Origin of the sequence: Micromonospora sp. NPDC049051, assembly GCF_043197575.1 — a bacterium.
Taxonomy (GTDB): Bacteria; Actinomycetota; Actinomycetes; order Mycobacteriales; family Micromonosporaceae; genus Micromonospora.
Genome location: NZ_JBICTL010000002.1, coordinates 1096217 through 1109063, shown reverse-complemented (window position 1 = coordinate 1109063; position 12847 = coordinate 1096217). Strand labels below are relative to the sequence as shown.

General features: G+C 73.5%; 16 protein-coding genes. 8 read left to right on the top strand and 8 right to left on the bottom strand.

Translation table 11 applies throughout. The annotated features are described in order from the left end of the window. Window positions 1-9 precede the first annotated feature (9 nt). Window positions 10-1023 carry an ABC transporter permease subunit gene (locus ACGFIR_RS12205; protein WP_393144664.1) on the bottom strand — a complete coding sequence of 338 codons (1014 nt, stop codon included), beginning with the start codon at window positions 1021-1023 and terminating at the stop codon, window positions 10-12. After that, window positions 1020-2030: an ABC transporter ATP-binding protein gene (locus ACGFIR_RS12200; protein ID WP_393004642.1), complete on the bottom strand. Its 1011-nt coding sequence runs from the start codon at window positions 2028-2030 to the stop codon at window positions 1020-1022. Before ACGFIR_RS12200 ends, ACGFIR_RS12205 begins: the two co-directional genes overlap by 4 nt. A gap of 119 nt (window positions 2031-2149) precedes the next feature. On the opposite strand from ACGFIR_RS12200, the gene ACGFIR_RS12195 reads away from it, so the two are divergent. Both ACGFIR_RS12195 and ACGFIR_RS12190 read left to right on the top strand, forming a co-directional pair. Then, window positions 2150-2956 (top strand): ABC transporter ATP-binding protein, encoded by an 807-nt coding sequence (locus tag ACGFIR_RS12195; RefSeq protein ID WP_393004640.1) that lies wholly within the window; start codon window positions 2150-2152, stop codon window positions 2954-2956. Between the two features lie 80 nt (window positions 2957-3036). Further along, window positions 3037-3933, top strand: coding sequence for a ribokinase (locus ACGFIR_RS12190; protein WP_393004638.1), 897 nt, complete (start codon window positions 3037-3039; stop codon window positions 3931-3933). A gap of 67 nt (window positions 3934-4000) precedes the next feature. Here ACGFIR_RS12190 and ACGFIR_RS12185 read toward each other — a convergent pair whose 3' ends face one another. Further along, window positions 4001-4750 (bottom strand): hypothetical protein, encoded by a 750-nt coding sequence (locus tag ACGFIR_RS12185; protein ID WP_393144662.1) that lies wholly within the window; start codon window positions 4748-4750, stop codon window positions 4001-4003. A gap of 60 nt (window positions 4751-4810) precedes the next feature. After that, entirely contained in the window at window positions 4811-5290 is a 480-nt protein-coding gene (locus ACGFIR_RS12180; RefSeq protein ID WP_393004634.1) for a DUF6232 family protein, read from the bottom strand. A gap of 334 nt (window positions 5291-5624) precedes the next feature. On the opposite strand from ACGFIR_RS12180, the gene ACGFIR_RS12175 reads away from it, so the two are divergent. Continuing rightward, window positions 5625-6026, top strand: a complete 402-nt coding sequence (locus ACGFIR_RS12175; RefSeq protein ID WP_393144660.1) for a nuclear transport factor 2 family protein — start codon at window positions 5625-5627, stop codon at window positions 6024-6026. Between the two features lie 61 nt (window positions 6027-6087). Here ACGFIR_RS12175 and ACGFIR_RS12170 read toward each other — a convergent pair whose 3' ends face one another. Beyond that, window positions 6088-6564: a DUF6232 family protein gene (locus ACGFIR_RS12170; protein ID WP_393004630.1), complete on the bottom strand. Its 477-nt coding sequence runs from the start codon at window positions 6562-6564 to the stop codon at window positions 6088-6090. Between the two features lie 99 nt (window positions 6565-6663). Between ACGFIR_RS12170 and ACGFIR_RS12165 the strand changes: the two genes are divergently transcribed. Together ACGFIR_RS12165 and ACGFIR_RS12160 are read left to right on the top strand one after the other, a co-directional pair. Beyond that, the gene (locus tag ACGFIR_RS12165; protein ID WP_393004628.1) at window positions 6664-7437 is read left to right on the top strand and encodes an enoyl-CoA hydratase/isomerase family protein; all 774 of its coding nucleotides are present in this window, start codon (window positions 6664-6666) and stop codon (window positions 7435-7437) included. 88 nt (window positions 7438-7525) lie between these two features. After that, the gene (locus tag ACGFIR_RS12160; protein WP_393144658.1) at window positions 7526-9148 is read left to right on the top strand and encodes an acetolactate synthase; all 1623 of its coding nucleotides are present in this window, start codon (window positions 7526-7528) and stop codon (window positions 9146-9148) included. Between the two features lie 45 nt (window positions 9149-9193). Here ACGFIR_RS12160 and ACGFIR_RS12155 read toward each other — a convergent pair whose 3' ends face one another. From ACGFIR_RS12155 to ACGFIR_RS12145, 3 genes are all read right to left on the bottom strand, one after another. After that, the gene (locus ACGFIR_RS12155; protein WP_393144656.1) at window positions 9194-9628 is read right to left on the bottom strand and encodes a PLD nuclease N-terminal domain-containing protein; all 435 of its coding nucleotides are present in this window, start codon (window positions 9626-9628) and stop codon (window positions 9194-9196) included. A 27-nt stretch (window positions 9629-9655) separates the two neighbouring features. Next, window positions 9656-9964 carry a DUF202 domain-containing protein gene (locus tag ACGFIR_RS12150; protein WP_393144654.1) on the bottom strand — a complete coding sequence of 103 codons (309 nt, stop codon included), beginning with the start codon at window positions 9962-9964 and terminating at the stop codon, window positions 9656-9658. A gap of 71 nt (window positions 9965-10035) precedes the next feature. Then, window positions 10036-10419, bottom strand: coding sequence for a YidH family protein (locus ACGFIR_RS12145; RefSeq protein WP_393004620.1), 384 nt, complete (start codon window positions 10417-10419; stop codon window positions 10036-10038). Between the two features lie 40 nt (window positions 10420-10459). Between ACGFIR_RS12145 and ACGFIR_RS12140 the strand changes: the two genes are divergently transcribed. The 3 genes from ACGFIR_RS12140 (at window position 10460) to ACGFIR_RS12130 (ending at window position 12846) form a co-directional block, all read left to right on the top strand. Beyond that, the gene (locus ACGFIR_RS12140) at window positions 10460-11257 is read left to right on the top strand and encodes a GNAT family N-acetyltransferase (RefSeq protein WP_393144652.1); all 798 of its coding nucleotides are present in this window, start codon (window positions 10460-10462) and stop codon (window positions 11255-11257) included. 2 nt (window positions 11258-11259) lie between these two features. After that, window positions 11260-11667: a hypothetical protein gene (locus ACGFIR_RS12135; RefSeq protein WP_393144650.1), complete on the top strand. Its 408-nt coding sequence runs from the start codon at window positions 11260-11262 to the stop codon at window positions 11665-11667. Between the two features lie 399 nt (window positions 11668-12066). Beyond that, entirely contained in the window at window positions 12067-12846 is a 780-nt protein-coding gene (locus tag ACGFIR_RS12130; RefSeq protein ID WP_393144648.1) for an electron transfer flavoprotein subunit beta/FixA family protein, read from the top strand. Window position 12847 lies beyond the last annotated feature (1 nt).

Genomic DNA, 12847 nt, shown 5'->3' with positions numbered 1-12847 from the left:
CTCCGGGCGTCACATCAGGTCGCGACGGCGGAACGCCACGAAGGCGGCGACGGTCAGCGCGCCCGTCAGCCCGAGCAGCAGGACCAGCGACGACTGCCAGGTCACCGTGTAGAGGCCGGTGCAGGAGGCAGCCGACGGGTTGAGGCACGGCTGGTAGTCCCAGAACTCGACCCGGCCGTTCAGCCAGGCGGCCACGTAGCTGGAGAGCATGTAGCGGTCCACCTTGAGCACGTCCAGGATCTCCATCACCAGCCGGGCGCCCAGCTCCCACACCACCAGGTATCCGGCGACGGTGCCGAGCGCCGCCGAGGTGTGCCGGCCCAGGGTCGCGACGGCGAACCCGATCGCGGTGAGCACGAGCACCAGCAGCAGGCCGCGCCCCCAGGTCACGCCCAGCGAGCCCCAGAACTCCCCGTCGAGTCGCCCCGGCCGCCCGGCGAACCGGCCGATCAGCCAGAAGGTCCCGAGGTACGCCGCCGAGGCGGCCAGCGACAGCAGCGTCATGCCGCCGAGCAGGGTGCCCAGTTTGGTGCCGAGGACGGTCATCCGCCGGGGGCGCCAGAGCAGCAGGTTGACCACGCCGCCCGAGTTCAGGTCGGCGCCGATGTAGGAGGCGCCGACCAGGAAACCGAAGAGCGCCAGGAAGCCGATGAGGAAGTAGAGCAGTGGCTCGGCCTCCTCGGCGAAGGTGAACACCCCGGTGAGGAAGTCGGACGTCACCGGGGCCCGCTCCATCAGGGCCGGGTCGATCTCGCTGCAGTCGTCGGGGAGGTACTCCTGCACGTCGTCCCCGACGACGATCCCGCGCTGCCGGTCCAGGCAGAGCTGGTGGGTGCGCTCCAACTCGCCGCGCGCGACGGCGGCGTCGCGCTGGGCCTCGAAGACTTCCACGTCGGTGGGCCGGTGCGAACTCGCCAGGGTGGTCGCCGCGGTGACGCCGAACGCGAGCACCAGCAGGACGAGCATGAGCTGCACGAAGCGCCGGGCGCCGAGGCGCTCCAGCTCGGCACGGACCAGGTTCACGCGTCCACTCCCCGCACGTCGAGGTCGAGCACCGGTTCGGAGGGCCCGTCGTCGGGCAGTACCGAGTCGTCCACCTGCCGGGGCAGCGACGGGTGCGTCGCCGTGCCGGTCAGTTCGAGGAAGACGCTCTCCAGGTCGGGCCGCAGCGGGGTCAGCTCGCGTACCCAGAGGCCCGCCTCGCCCAGCGTGCGGCTGACCTCGGTCGCGTCGTCCACGTCGCTGACGACCAGGTGGTCGTCGTGCCCGGTCGCCGCCAGCCCGGCCGCCGTCAGCAGCTCCACGGCCCGCTGCGGATCGTCCACCCGCACCAGCAGCTCGTGCCGGTCGTGGCCGGCCAGCACCTCGTCGACGCGCCCGGCCGCCACCCGCCGCCCCCGCGAGATGATCGTCACGTGGTCGCAGATCAGCTGGATCTCGGCGAGGATGTGGCTGGAGACCAGCACGGTCACGCCGGCCTCCGCCAGCGAGCGCATCAGGTCCCGCATCTCCCGGATGCCGGCCGGGTCCAGCCCGTTCGCCGGCTCGTCGAGGATCAGCAGCTCCGGGTCCTTGAGCAGGGCGGACGCGACCGCCAGTCGCTGCTTCATGCCCAGCGAGTAGCCCTTGACCCGCTCGTCGCCCCGGTCCCGCAGGCCCACCTGCTCCAGCACCTCGTCGACCCGCGCGGTCGGCACGCCGCCGGCCCGGGCGAGCAGGCGCAGGGTGCGGTGGCCGGTGAAGTTGCCGAAGAACTGCGGGCTCTCCACGATCGCCCCGACCCGCCCGGCCACCTGGGACAGCCCGTCCGGCGAGCGGACGCCCAGCACCGTCATCCGGCCCGCGTCGGCGCGTACCAGCCCGAGCAGGGCGCGCAGCGTGGTGGTCTTGCCCGACCCGTTGGGGCCGAGGAAGCCGTGGATCTGACCGGCCTCCACCAGCAGGTCGAAGCCGTCCACCGCCACCCGGCGGCCCTGCCGCAGGCTGTGGAACGTCTTGCGCAGCCCTTCGATCTCGATGACCGCGCTCATCCGCGCGGCTCCGTGCTCCGACCGGGCATGGACCGTCCTCCGGTTGTGGTGACCAACGACACGGCGCCTCACCCTATGGCCGCAGCGCCGCCCGTGGGGGGTGCCTCGGCGGTGCGTGGTTGGATGGTCGGGTGACTGGGGACGAGGATCTGGTGGTCAGCCTCGACGGCGTCGGCGTACGCCGGGCTGGCACCGCACTGCTGCACGACGTCGACTGGCGGGTCGAGCTGGACGAGCGCTGGGTGGTGCTCGGGCCGAACGGCGCCGGGAAGACGACCCTGCTCAACCTCGCGGCAGGGCGGCTGCACCCCACCACCGGCACCGCCCACGTGCTCGGCGAGCGGATCGGCCGCACCGACGTCAACGAGCTGCGTACCCGCATCGGGCTCTCCACCGCCGCGCTCGCCGAGCGGGTGCCCGCCGACGAGCGGGTCAGCGACGTCGTCGTCACGGCCGCCTGGTCGGTGCTCGGGCGCTGGCGCGAGAGCTACGACAGCAGCGACGAGGCCCGGGCCCGCGCCCTGCTGAACCAGCTCGGCATCGGCGGCCTCGCCGAGCGCACCTACGGCACCCTCTCCGAGGGGGAACGCAAGCGGGTGCAGATCGCCCGCGCGCTGATGACGGACCCGGAGCTGCTGCTGCTCGACGAGCCCGCCGCCGGGCTCGACCTGGGTGGGCGCGAGGACCTGGTCGCCCGGCTGGCCGAGCTGGCGTACGACCCGGACGCCCCGGCGCTGGTGCTGGTGACCCACCACGTGGAGGAGATCCCGCCCGGCTTCACCCACGCGCTGCTGCTGCGCGAGGGCGCCGTGGTGGCGCAGGGGCTCCTCGACGACACGCTCACCGGCGACAACCTCTCCAAGACCTTCGGGCTGCCGCTGGTGGTCGAGCGTTCCGGCGACCGGTTCACCGCCCGCGCCGCCTGAGCGACGCCCCGGCCCGGACGGGAACCGCCGCCGGGGTCCTAGACTTCGCCGCAGCGCAACCCGGCGGCGAGGAGGTGGCGATGCGGCAGACCCGGGTCGTCGTGGTGGGCAGCGCCAACATGGACCTGGTGGGCACCGCCCCCGCCCTGCCCCGGCCGGGGGAGACCCTGCTCGGCACCGACTTCGTCATGGTGCCCGGCGGCAAGGGCGCCAACCAGGCCGTCGCCGCCGCCCGGGCCGGCGCCTCGTGCGCCTTCCTCGGGGCGATCGGCTCCGACTCGTTCGGCGTCACCCTGCGGGCCCGGATCACCGCCGCCGGGGTCGACACCGGGCAGCTCCGCACGACGTACGGCACGTCGGGCGTGGCGTTGGTGATGGTCAACGCCGAGGGCGAGAACGCCATCCTCGTCAGCCCGGGTGCCAACGCCTCGATGACCGGCCTGACCGAGCCCGAGCTGGCCGCCGTACGCGGGGCGGACGTGCTGATCGCGCAGCTGGAGATCCCGGTCGGCACGGTGACCGAGGCGGCCGTCGTCGCCCGGGCGGCCGGCACCCGGGTGGTGCTCAACGCCGCCCCGGCCGTGGCGGTGCCGCCGGAACTGCTGGCGGCGACGGACCTGCTGGTGGTCAACGAGACCGAGGCGCAGGCGCTCACCGGGCGCGGCCGGGACGAGCCGTCGGCCCTGCTCGACCTGGCGCCCCGGGCGGTGCTCACCCTCGGGGCGGAGGGTGCCTGGTACGGCGACCGGGACGGCACCGCCGTGCACGTGCCGGCGGTCAAGGTGGACGTGGTGGACTCCACGGCCGCCGGGGACGCCTTCACCGCCGCCCTCGCGGTCGCCTGGGGCGAGGGGCGGGACGTGGTCGACGCCGTGCGCTGGGCGGCGGCGGCCGGGGCGGCCTGTGCCCGCCGGCTCGGCGCCTCCGTGGCGCTGCCCAGCCGGGCGGAGATCGACGAGCTGTACGTCCCCGCCTGATCCGGGCGACGTGGCGACCGCCGGTCACGCCTGACGGCCGGTCACGCCTGACGGCCGGTGCCGTCGGTCACGCCTCGGGGTCGTCGGTGAGCTTCTCGCCCCGGCGGCGGAGCATGCCCAGCCCGGGGATGCCGGCGACGGCGAGCTTCAGGTCGCGGGTGACGTCGAGCAGGTCGTGCAGGTCCGGGCCGACCCGGTCCAGGGTGGCCAGGATCGGCAGGATGTCCGCCGTCAGGTGCTGCTTGAGCTTGGGCAGCTCGTCGACGAGCCGGATCGCGGCGGTCACCTCCTCGTGGCTGAGCTGCTCGACGAAGCGGTTCGCCATCGGCGCGCCCCGCCGCAGCGTCGGCTCGTACGCGGTCAGCAGCTCGGCGGCGGTGGCCGCCGCCTCCGCCGCGGTGCCCACGGTGCCGGCGGCCCGGCCGGCCACCGCGTCCGCCTCGGCGACCACCGCCCCGGCCGTGCGGGCCACCTTCTCCGCCTCGCCGACCACGACGGCCGCGGCGGCGGCCACCTCGGTGGCCGTCTCGATCGCGGTGGTCGCGGCGGCGCTGATGACGGCCACCTCCCGGACGGCGCCCTCGGCGTCGGTGAGCACCCGGTCGGTGCGGTCGAGGGTCTGCTCGATCCGGTCCACCATGCCGTCGATCCGGTCCACCGTGGCGTTGACCCGGCTCAGCAGGGCCTCCACCGAGTCCAGCACGGCGAACGCGCGGGCCGGCACGGCGGCGAACGAGGCCGCCGAGCCGAGGGCCTGGTCGAGGGCGGAACGGGTCAGACCGACGACCGCGGCGGGCCGGGGGAGGGGAATCACCATGGCACCAGTGTGCGTCGCCCGCGCCCGTACCGCCGGACAGGGCAGCCCGGCTTCGGCGGTTCAGGAGTCCGTGTGCTGCTCGACCGCGCGCTGCACCGCGCGGTAGATCTGCCCGAACCGCAGCGCGTCCGGCGTACGCAGCAGCAGCACCTCCCGGCCGTGGTGCTGGACCCAGAGCTCGTGCACCTTGCTGCCCCGCTCGTAGGAGCGGTCGAGCCAGCCGAGCGGGATCTCCAGGAAGGGGGTCAGGGCCAGCGCGCCGACCACGCACGCGGCGAGAATGATCAACGCGAGCTGCCACTCGCCCCGGTCCTGCGCCGACCACGCCAGCGACAGCACGCAGACCACCGCGACCAGCGGTGGCAGGGAGAGGAGCAGGACCAGCACGCCGCGACCCAGCACCCGCCCCCGTACCGCCAGCGTCTTCGGGCCCTGCGCGTGCCAGACGTACGTCACGTCGGCGATCGCCACGGCGTGCCCGCCCGCCCGGATCGACTCCGACGTCACCTGCACCGCGTCGTCCCGGTAATAGAGGGTCATCACTAAGCCTAACCACTCGTGGGCGATCCCCCGCGAGTGTCCGCGCCCCGTCCGCGGGCGAGGGGGTGACCGCTCGCCCGCTGTCGAGCTGAATCGTCTACGACATCGCCCGGCGCCCGGCGGCCTGCCCTTCGCCGGTTGACTCGTCTACGACATCAGCTCGACAGGGCGCGAGGGGCGACCATTGCCGCCGCCCCGACGTCACGGCCTTCGATCCGCTTCGCTGGGCGCGGACCCGTCGGACTCCGCCCCGCCAGGTGGGGCAGCTCGACAGCGTGGTGTGGGCAGTGCGGGGCGGGCGGCGGGTCGCGTGGGGTGGGTACCGTGACCGGCTATGACCGAGCAGGAGCACAACGTCGAGGTGGTCCGCCGCTACCTGCGGACGTTCGTCACGAAGGACGTGACGGAGTTGCGCGCGGTGGTCGACGAGGACGTGCTGATCTACGGTTCCGGCCGTCAGGTGCGGGGACGGCGGTACGTCGAGGGGGCCGTGACCTCGCCGGGCCTGACCGTGCTCGACCAGGAGTTCGTCGAGATCTTCGCCGCCGACGACCGCGTCGTGGTGTCACTGGCCCAGACGTACCGGCGCGACGCCACGGGCGCGACGGCGGTGCAGAGCACCTGCAAGATGTACCGGCTGGCGCAGGGGCGGATCGTGCAGTTCTGGGGCGAGCAGGACCTCTTCGGGCTGCTGCGGGGCCTGGCCATGCTGCCGGACGAGCCGATCGAGTTCTAGCGGCACCGCACCGGTACCGCAGCGGCACCGAAGCGGCGGCGGAGTGACGGCGGAGCGACGGTCAGCGCCGGCGCGGCGACACCGGCTGGCTCGCCTCCACCGCCCGCTGCACCGCACGGTAGATCTGCCCGAAGCGCAGCGCGTCGCCGGTGTGCAGCAGTCGTACCGGCTGGCCGCGCCAGCGGGCCCAGATCTCCAGTTGCCGGCTGCCCCGCGCGTACGAGCGGTCGAGGTGCTCGAAGAGGAAGTCGGCGACCGGACCGACGGCGAGCCCGACCAGCACCGAGGCGCCGACGATGGCGATGGTGACGGTGAGGGAGCGGTCCAGCCAGAGTGCCAGCGCGATGCCGAGGGCGGCGGCGACCAGGGGGCCGGCGAGCGCCGCGCCGATCGCGCCCCGGCCGGCGAGCACCCGCCAGGACCGGCTGCCGCGTTGGTGCCAGACCATGCTGATGTCGGCCAGCCGGAAGGTCCGACCGTCCACCCGGACGGCGGTCGAGGTGACCTGCACGGACCTGTCGTCGTAGTACGTGATCATGGCGGTACTCCCGGTGGCGGGCCTGAGACCACAGTACTTACCCCAACGATCCGGGCCGTAAGGTTGGCACGCGACTTCGACGAGGAAGTGAGGGCCAGCGTGGGCGAGTTCGTGCGGTTGGAGACCAAGGACGGCATCGGCACCATCCGGCTGGAGCGGCCGCCGATGAACGCCCTGAACACCCAGGTGCAGGAGGAACTGCGCGCCGCCGCCGCGGCGGCCACCGCCGACCCGGACGTCCGCGCCGTCATCGTGTACGGCGGGGAGAAGGTCTTCGCGGCCGGCGCGGACATCAAGGAGATGGCCGACATGTCCTACGTGGACATGGCGGACCGGGCGGCCGACCTGTCCAGCGCCCTCGGCGCGATCGCCCGGATCCCCAAGCCCGTCGTCGCCGCGATCACCGGCTACGCCCTCGGCGGCGGCTGCGAGCTGGCGCTGGCGTGCGACTGGCGGGTGGTGGCCGAGGACGCGAAGCTCGGCCAGCCGGAGATCAAGCTCGGCATCATCCCCGGCGCGGGCGGCACCCAGCGGCTGGCCCGGCTGGTCGGCCCGGCCCGCGCCAAGGATCTGATCATGTCCGGCCGGATGGTCGACGCCCAGGAGGCGCTGCGCATCGGGCTGGCCGACCGCCTCGCCCCGGCCGCCGAGGTCTACGACACCGCGGTCGAGCTGGTCCGTCCGTACCTCACCGGTCCGGTGCAGGCCCTGCGCGCCGCGAAGCTCGCCGTCGACGGCGGCCTGGACATGGACCTGAACTCCGGCCTGGCCTGGGAGAGCCAGCTCTTCGCGGCACTCTTCGCCACCGACGACCGGCGCGAGGGCATGGCGGCGTTCGTGGCGAAGCGCAAGCCGGACTTCACCGGCCGCTGACCGGCCCGGCCGGCGAATCGAGAACTGTTCACATTTGGCCTACCGGTAAGTAGCGTGTGACTCCGGCCGAGCGGACGAAGGGAAGACGATGACGGAGCGGATCGAAGGTCACGGCGGGGAGCTCGCGCTCGCGGCGCTGCGCGCGTACGGGGTGCGGGAGATGTTCACCCTCTCCGGCGGGCACGTCTTCCCGCTCTACGACGCGGCGCACAAGGCCGGGTTCCCCCTCTACGACGTGCGGCACGAGCAGTCGGCGGTCTTCGCCGCCGAGGCGGTGGCGAAGCTCCAGCGCCGCCCCGGTCTCGCCGTGCTCACCGCCGGCCCCGGCGTGACCAACGGCATCTCCGGGCTGACCAGCGCGTACTTCAACGCCTCGCCGGTGCTGGTGCTCGGTGGCCGGGCCCCGCAGTTCCGCTGGGGCTCGGGCAGCCTCCAGGAGATGGACCACCTGCCGCTGGTCGCCCCGGTCACCAAGCACGCCGAGACGGTGTTCAGCGCCGACGACATCCCGCGCGCCGTGACCGCGGCCCTGACCACCGCGCTCACCCCGCACCGGGGCCCGGTCTTCCTCGACTTCCCCCTCGAGGCGGTCTTCTCGGTCGCCGACGCCGAGCTGCCCGCGCTGCCGGGCATCGCGCCGGTCGAGCCCGACGCCGACGAGGTGACGAAGGCGGCCGACCTGATCGCCGCCGCCCACCGCCCGGTGATCATCGCCGGCTCCGACGTCTACGCCGGGGACGCCGTCGACGCCCTGCGGGCCGCCGCCGAGTCGCTCCAGGTGCCGGTCTTCACCAACGGGATGGGCCGGGGCGCGCTGCCGCCGGAGCACCCGCTGGCCTTCGCCAAGGCCCGCCGGGTGGCGCTCAAGGGCGCCGACGTGGTCGTGGTGATCGGCACCCCGCTGGACTTCCGGCTCAGCTTCGGCGACTTCGGCGACGCGAAGGTGGTGCACGTCGTCGACGCGCCCAGCCAGCGCGCCGGGCACGTGCAGCCGGCCGCCGCCCCCGCCGGTGACCTCCGGCTGATCCTCACCGCCCTGGCCGAGCACCCGGGCGACCGGGCCGAGCACGCCGACTGGATCGCCGACCTGCGTACGGCGGAGGATGCCGCGAAGGCGCGCGACGCCGAGGAGATGGCCGCCGAATCCGACCCGATCCGTCCCGCCCGGGTCTACGGCGAACTGCGCAAGGTCCTCGACCGCGACGCCATCACCATCGGCGACGGCGGGGACTTCGTCTCGTACGCCGGCCGCTACCTGGAGCCCGCGCAGCCCGGCACCTGGCTCGACCCCGGCCCGTACGGCTGCCTCGGCACCGGCATGGGCTACGCGATGGGCGCCCGGGTCAGCCACCCCGACCGGCAGATCTGCGTCCTCATGGGCGACGGCGCGGCCGGCTTCTCGCTGATGGACGTGGAGTCCCTCGCGCGGCAGAAGCTGCCCGTGGTGATCGTGGTCGGCAACAACGGCATCTGGGGCCTGGAGAAGCACCCGATGCGCGCGATGTACGGCTACGACGTCGCCGCCGACCTCCAGCCGGAGCTGCGCTACGACCAGGTGGTGAGCGCCCTGGGTGGGGCGGGCGAGACGGTGGCGAAGGCCGGCGACCTCGGGCCGGCGCTGCGGCGTGCCTTCGACGCCGGCGTGCCATACCTGGTCAACGTGCTCACCGACCCGGCCGACGCGTACCCCCGCTCGTCGAACCTGGCCTGAGTCGAACCCGCCGCCGTCGTCGGGCGACCGGCGACGGCGCGGGGCTCAGGCGCCGGGGGTGGATTCCTCGGGGCGGTCCTCCTCGCGCGGCGGCTTGCCGTCGCGGCGGCGCAGCTCGTCCTCGCGGCGGCGCAGGTCCTCCTCCCAGCGGCGGAACAGCTCCCCGTCCTCCCGCCGGGAGCGCTCGCCGAGCGAGCGGAGGAACTCGGGGTCGTCGTCGGGGGCGACCGGGCGGGGCCGTTCCCGGCCCGGCAGGATCCCGCCCTTCGGTGACCCGCCGGCGGGGCGGCCGGCGACGCGCTCGCGCCCCGCGGCGAACCAGGCGAGGGAGCCGAGCAGCGGGAAGAACAGGATGATCAGCACCCAGGCGATCCGGGGCAGGGCTTTGATCTCGCCCTCCTCGGCGGAGAGACAGCTGATCAGCGCGCAGACGGCGAGGACGATCTGCACGAGGAAGAGGAGGACGTAGAGCCGGGCCATGCGTCAATCATGGCCTACCGGCTCCCGTCAACCCAGTCCGCGCGCCGCCAGCAGGGTGCCGAGCAGCGCGAAGCCGGCCGTGGCGAGGGCGACCAGGGGTAGCGACCGCCCGTAGCCGGGGGACGGGCCGGTGCCGGTGGCCCGCCGCCAGCAGACCGCCAGCGCCGCGCCCCAGCCGAGCACGGCCACCCCGGCGACCAGCGCGCCGAACGCCCCACCGGCGGGCGGGCCGGTGAACGCGAGTCGCACGGTCAGCACCATGATCACGGTGAGTGCCAGGGCCGTACGCCGCCAGGCCAGCCGGGTCCGCTCCGGTTGCAGCCCGGGGTCGCGCATCGGCCGGCCGGGCCGTGGCGATCCCGGGCCGTGGCGACCGGATCCGTCGGGCCGGCGCGGAACCCGCCGGCTCACCGGCCGCCGACCGCCCGCGCCAGCACCGCCGCCACCAGCAGCAGCGCGCCGAGGCCGACGGCGAGGGCGAGCACCGCCGGGAAGCGGGAGGCGGGCAGCTCCTCGCCGAGGCGGATGGCCCGTTCCGTACGCGCCCAGTGGTCGACCGCCCGCACGGCGACCGCGCCGCCGAGTAGCAGCAGCGCGATGGCGATCACCTCCCGCAGGGGTGCCGGCGGTAGGAACTGCGCGGCGGCCAGGCCACCCGCCACCAGCGCCAGCCCGGTACGCAGCCAGGCCAGGAAGGTCCGCTCGTTGGCCAGCGAGAAGCGGTAGTCGGGGGTTTCGCCGACAGCCCGCAGTTCGCGCGGGTCGAACCAGCGTCTGATCGCCTGCCACACGTGGTCATTATCCGTTTCCGGCCGGTCGTAGCCTCTAATGATGACCGATCTTGACGCCCGCATGCTGCGCGACGCCTACGACGCCCAGATCCGCCCGGAGATTCCGGACCCGCTGCCGGCCGGGGTCACCGTGGAACGGGACGGCCCGCTGGTCCGCGTCCTCGGCCTCGACCAGCGCGGCTTCCTCACGTACCGCACGCTGGACGGGCTCGCCGGGGCCGAGCTGGACGCGTTGATCGCCCGGCAGGTGGAGTTCTTCCGCCGGCGCGGCGAGGCGGTGGAGTGGAAGCTCAACGGTCACGACCAGCCGGCCGACCTGCCCGACCGGCTGCGCGCCGCCGGGTTCGTCGCGGAGGCGCAGGAGACCGTCGTGGTCGGTCCGGTCGCGGCGCTGGCCGCCGCCGTGCCCGTGCTGCCCGAGGGGGTACGCCTGCGCGAGGTCAGTGCCCGGGAGGACCTGGAGCGGATCGCCGCGATGGAGGAGGCGGTCTGGCTCGACGACCGCAGCCACCTGGTGACGGGCCTGGCGAAGGAGATCGAGGCCGACGCGCAGTCCATCACGGTCGTCGTCGCCGAGGCGGGCGACACGGTGGTCAGCGCCGGCTGGGTCCGCTACCAGGCGAACACCGCCTTCGCCACCCTCTGGGGCGGCTCGACCCTGCCGCAGTGGCGGCGGCGGGGCATCTACCGGGCGCTGGTCGCGTACCGGGCGCGCCTGGCCGAGCAGCGTGGCCGGACGCTGCTCCAGGTGGACTGCTCGCCGGACAGCCGGCCGATCCTTCAGCGGCTCGGTCTCGTCCCGGTCACGACCACCACCCCGTACGTCTACACTCCGTGATCATGGAACAGCGGTTGACGGCCGAGGAGCGGCTGACTCTCAAGACGGGCGCGTTCGGGGCGGTGTTCCTGGTCGCCAACGCGGATCCGGGAATGCTCGCCCTGTTCCGGGAGAGCTTCGCCGCCTCCGGTGCGATGGCCGACAGCAGCGGGGTGGTGAAGGAGGCGCTGACCAGCGGCCCACTGCCGAAGCTGCCCCGGGACTCGGTCCTGGAGGTCGAGTCGGTGGTGCTGCCGGCGCTGGGCCGGTCCGTACGGATCCTGCGGGAGAAGTCGCCCGGGGACGTGGCGGGCTACCGCGAGGTGGTGCTGGCCGCGGCCGAGCGGGTGGCCCACGCGCACCGGGGGGTGGCCCCGGCCGAGGCGGCGGCCATCGAGCGGATCAGGGACGCGCTGGACCAGCCGGAGTGAGCCGCTGCGGCGACCAGAGCGCCCGGACGGCGGCGCGGACGCACCGGTCGCGGAGCCGGCCGCACGCGCATCGGTAGGCCTCGGGTCGCGTCCGGCGGCAGAGGTGCCGGGGGACGTCGGGACGGCCGTGGTCGACGCCGGAGACGGTGCTCCACGCGACGGCGCTGGCAGGTTCGGACATTTCGTGACACCTCCGTGTTTGCTAGATTACCTGCCCGCTACGCCGTCCGTGAGCTGTGTCACCCTGAGGCTGTCGGAGGCGAATGCTACTGGCAGGTAACATTGCGCCGTGGGCAACTGCACAGCGCCGCGCGGTTGACCGGCGTCAACGGACGCGCGAGGCTGCGGCCCAGACCGGGCGAGCGATCGCAACACCAACAGGAGGGTTGTCGAAGCGCGATGAACATCGTCGTACTCGTCAAGCAGGTGCCCGATTCGGGCGCGGACCGCAGCCTGCGTAGTGACGACAACACCGTCGACCGCGGTTCGACGAACAATGTCATCAACGAGATGGACGAGTACGCCATCGAGGAGGCGTTGAAGGTCAAGGAGGCGCACGGGGGCGAGGTGACGGTTCTGACGATGGGTCCGGACCGGGCGGCCGAGTCGATCCGTAAGGCGTTGTCCATGGGTCCGGACAAGGCGGTGCATGTGGTGGACGACGCCCTGCACGGTTCGTGTGCCGTCGCCACCTCGAAGGTCCTTGCCGCTGCGCTCGGTCAGTTGAACGCCGACCTGGTGTTGTGCGGCAGCGAGTCGACCGATGGTCGGGTGCAGGTGATGCCGCACATGATCGCCGAGCGGTTGGGCATCGCGGCGCTGACCGGTGCCCGCAAGCTCACCGTCGACGGCTCGACCCTCACGGTCGAGCGGCAGACCGAGGAGGGCTACGAGGTGGTGACCGCTTCGACGCCCGCGGTGGTGTCCGTCTGGGACACGATCAACGAGCCGCGTTTCCCGTCGTTCAAGGGGATCATGGCGGCGAAGAAGAAGCCGGTGCAGACGCTCTCCCTGGGTGACCTCGGTGTCGCTCCGGCCGAGGTGGGTTTCGAGGGTGCGACCAGTGCCGTGCTGGAGCACAGCAAGCGTCCGCCGCGTTCCGGTGGGGCGAAGGTCACCGACGAGGGCGACGGCGGCGTGAAGCTGGTCGAGTTCCTGGCCACCGAGAAGTTCGTGTGAG

What these genes read in the sequence shown, in the direction of transcription:
- ACGFIR_RS12200 (WP_393004642.1), bottom strand. Translation starts at nt 2,030, where the DNA reads ATGAGCGCGGTCATCGAGATCGAAGGGCTGCGCAAGACGTTCCACAGC.
- ACGFIR_RS12190 (WP_393004638.1), top strand. Translation starts at nt 3,037, where the DNA reads ATGCGGCAGACCCGGGTCGTCGTGGTGGGCAGCGCCAACATGGACCTG.
- ACGFIR_RS12185 (WP_393144662.1), bottom strand. Translation starts at nt 4,750, where the DNA reads ATGGTGATTCCCCTCCCCCGGCCCGCCGCGGTCGTCGGTCTGACCCGT.
- ACGFIR_RS12180 (WP_393004634.1), bottom strand. Translation starts at nt 5,290, where the DNA reads ATGACCCTCTATTACCGGGACGACGCGGTGCAGGTGACGTCGGAGTCG.
- ACGFIR_RS12175 (WP_393144660.1), top strand. Translation starts at nt 5,625, where the DNA reads ATGACCGAGCAGGAGCACAACGTCGAGGTGGTCCGCCGCTACCTGCGG.
- ACGFIR_RS12170 (WP_393004630.1), bottom strand. Translation starts at nt 6,564, where the DNA reads ATGATCACGTACTACGACGACAGGTCCGTGCAGGTCACCTCGACCGCC.
- ACGFIR_RS12160 (WP_393144658.1), top strand. Translation starts at nt 7,526, where the DNA reads ATGACGGAGCGGATCGAAGGTCACGGCGGGGAGCTCGCGCTCGCGGCG.
- ACGFIR_RS12155 (WP_393144656.1), bottom strand. Translation starts at nt 9,628, where the DNA reads ATGGCCCGGCTCTACGTCCTCCTCTTCCTCGTGCAGATCGTCCTCGCC.
- ACGFIR_RS12150 (WP_393144654.1), bottom strand. Translation starts at nt 9,964, where the DNA reads ATGCGCGACCCCGGGCTGCAACCGGAGCGGACCCGGCTGGCCTGGCGG.
- ACGFIR_RS12140 (WP_393144652.1), top strand. Translation starts at nt 10,460, where the DNA reads ATGACCGATCTTGACGCCCGCATGCTGCGCGACGCCTACGACGCCCAG.
- ACGFIR_RS12135 (WP_393144650.1), top strand. Translation starts at nt 11,260, where the DNA reads ATGGAACAGCGGTTGACGGCCGAGGAGCGGCTGACTCTCAAGACGGGC.
- ACGFIR_RS12130 (WP_393144648.1), top strand. Translation starts at nt 12,067, where the DNA reads ATGAACATCGTCGTACTCGTCAAGCAGGTGCCCGATTCGGGCGCGGAC.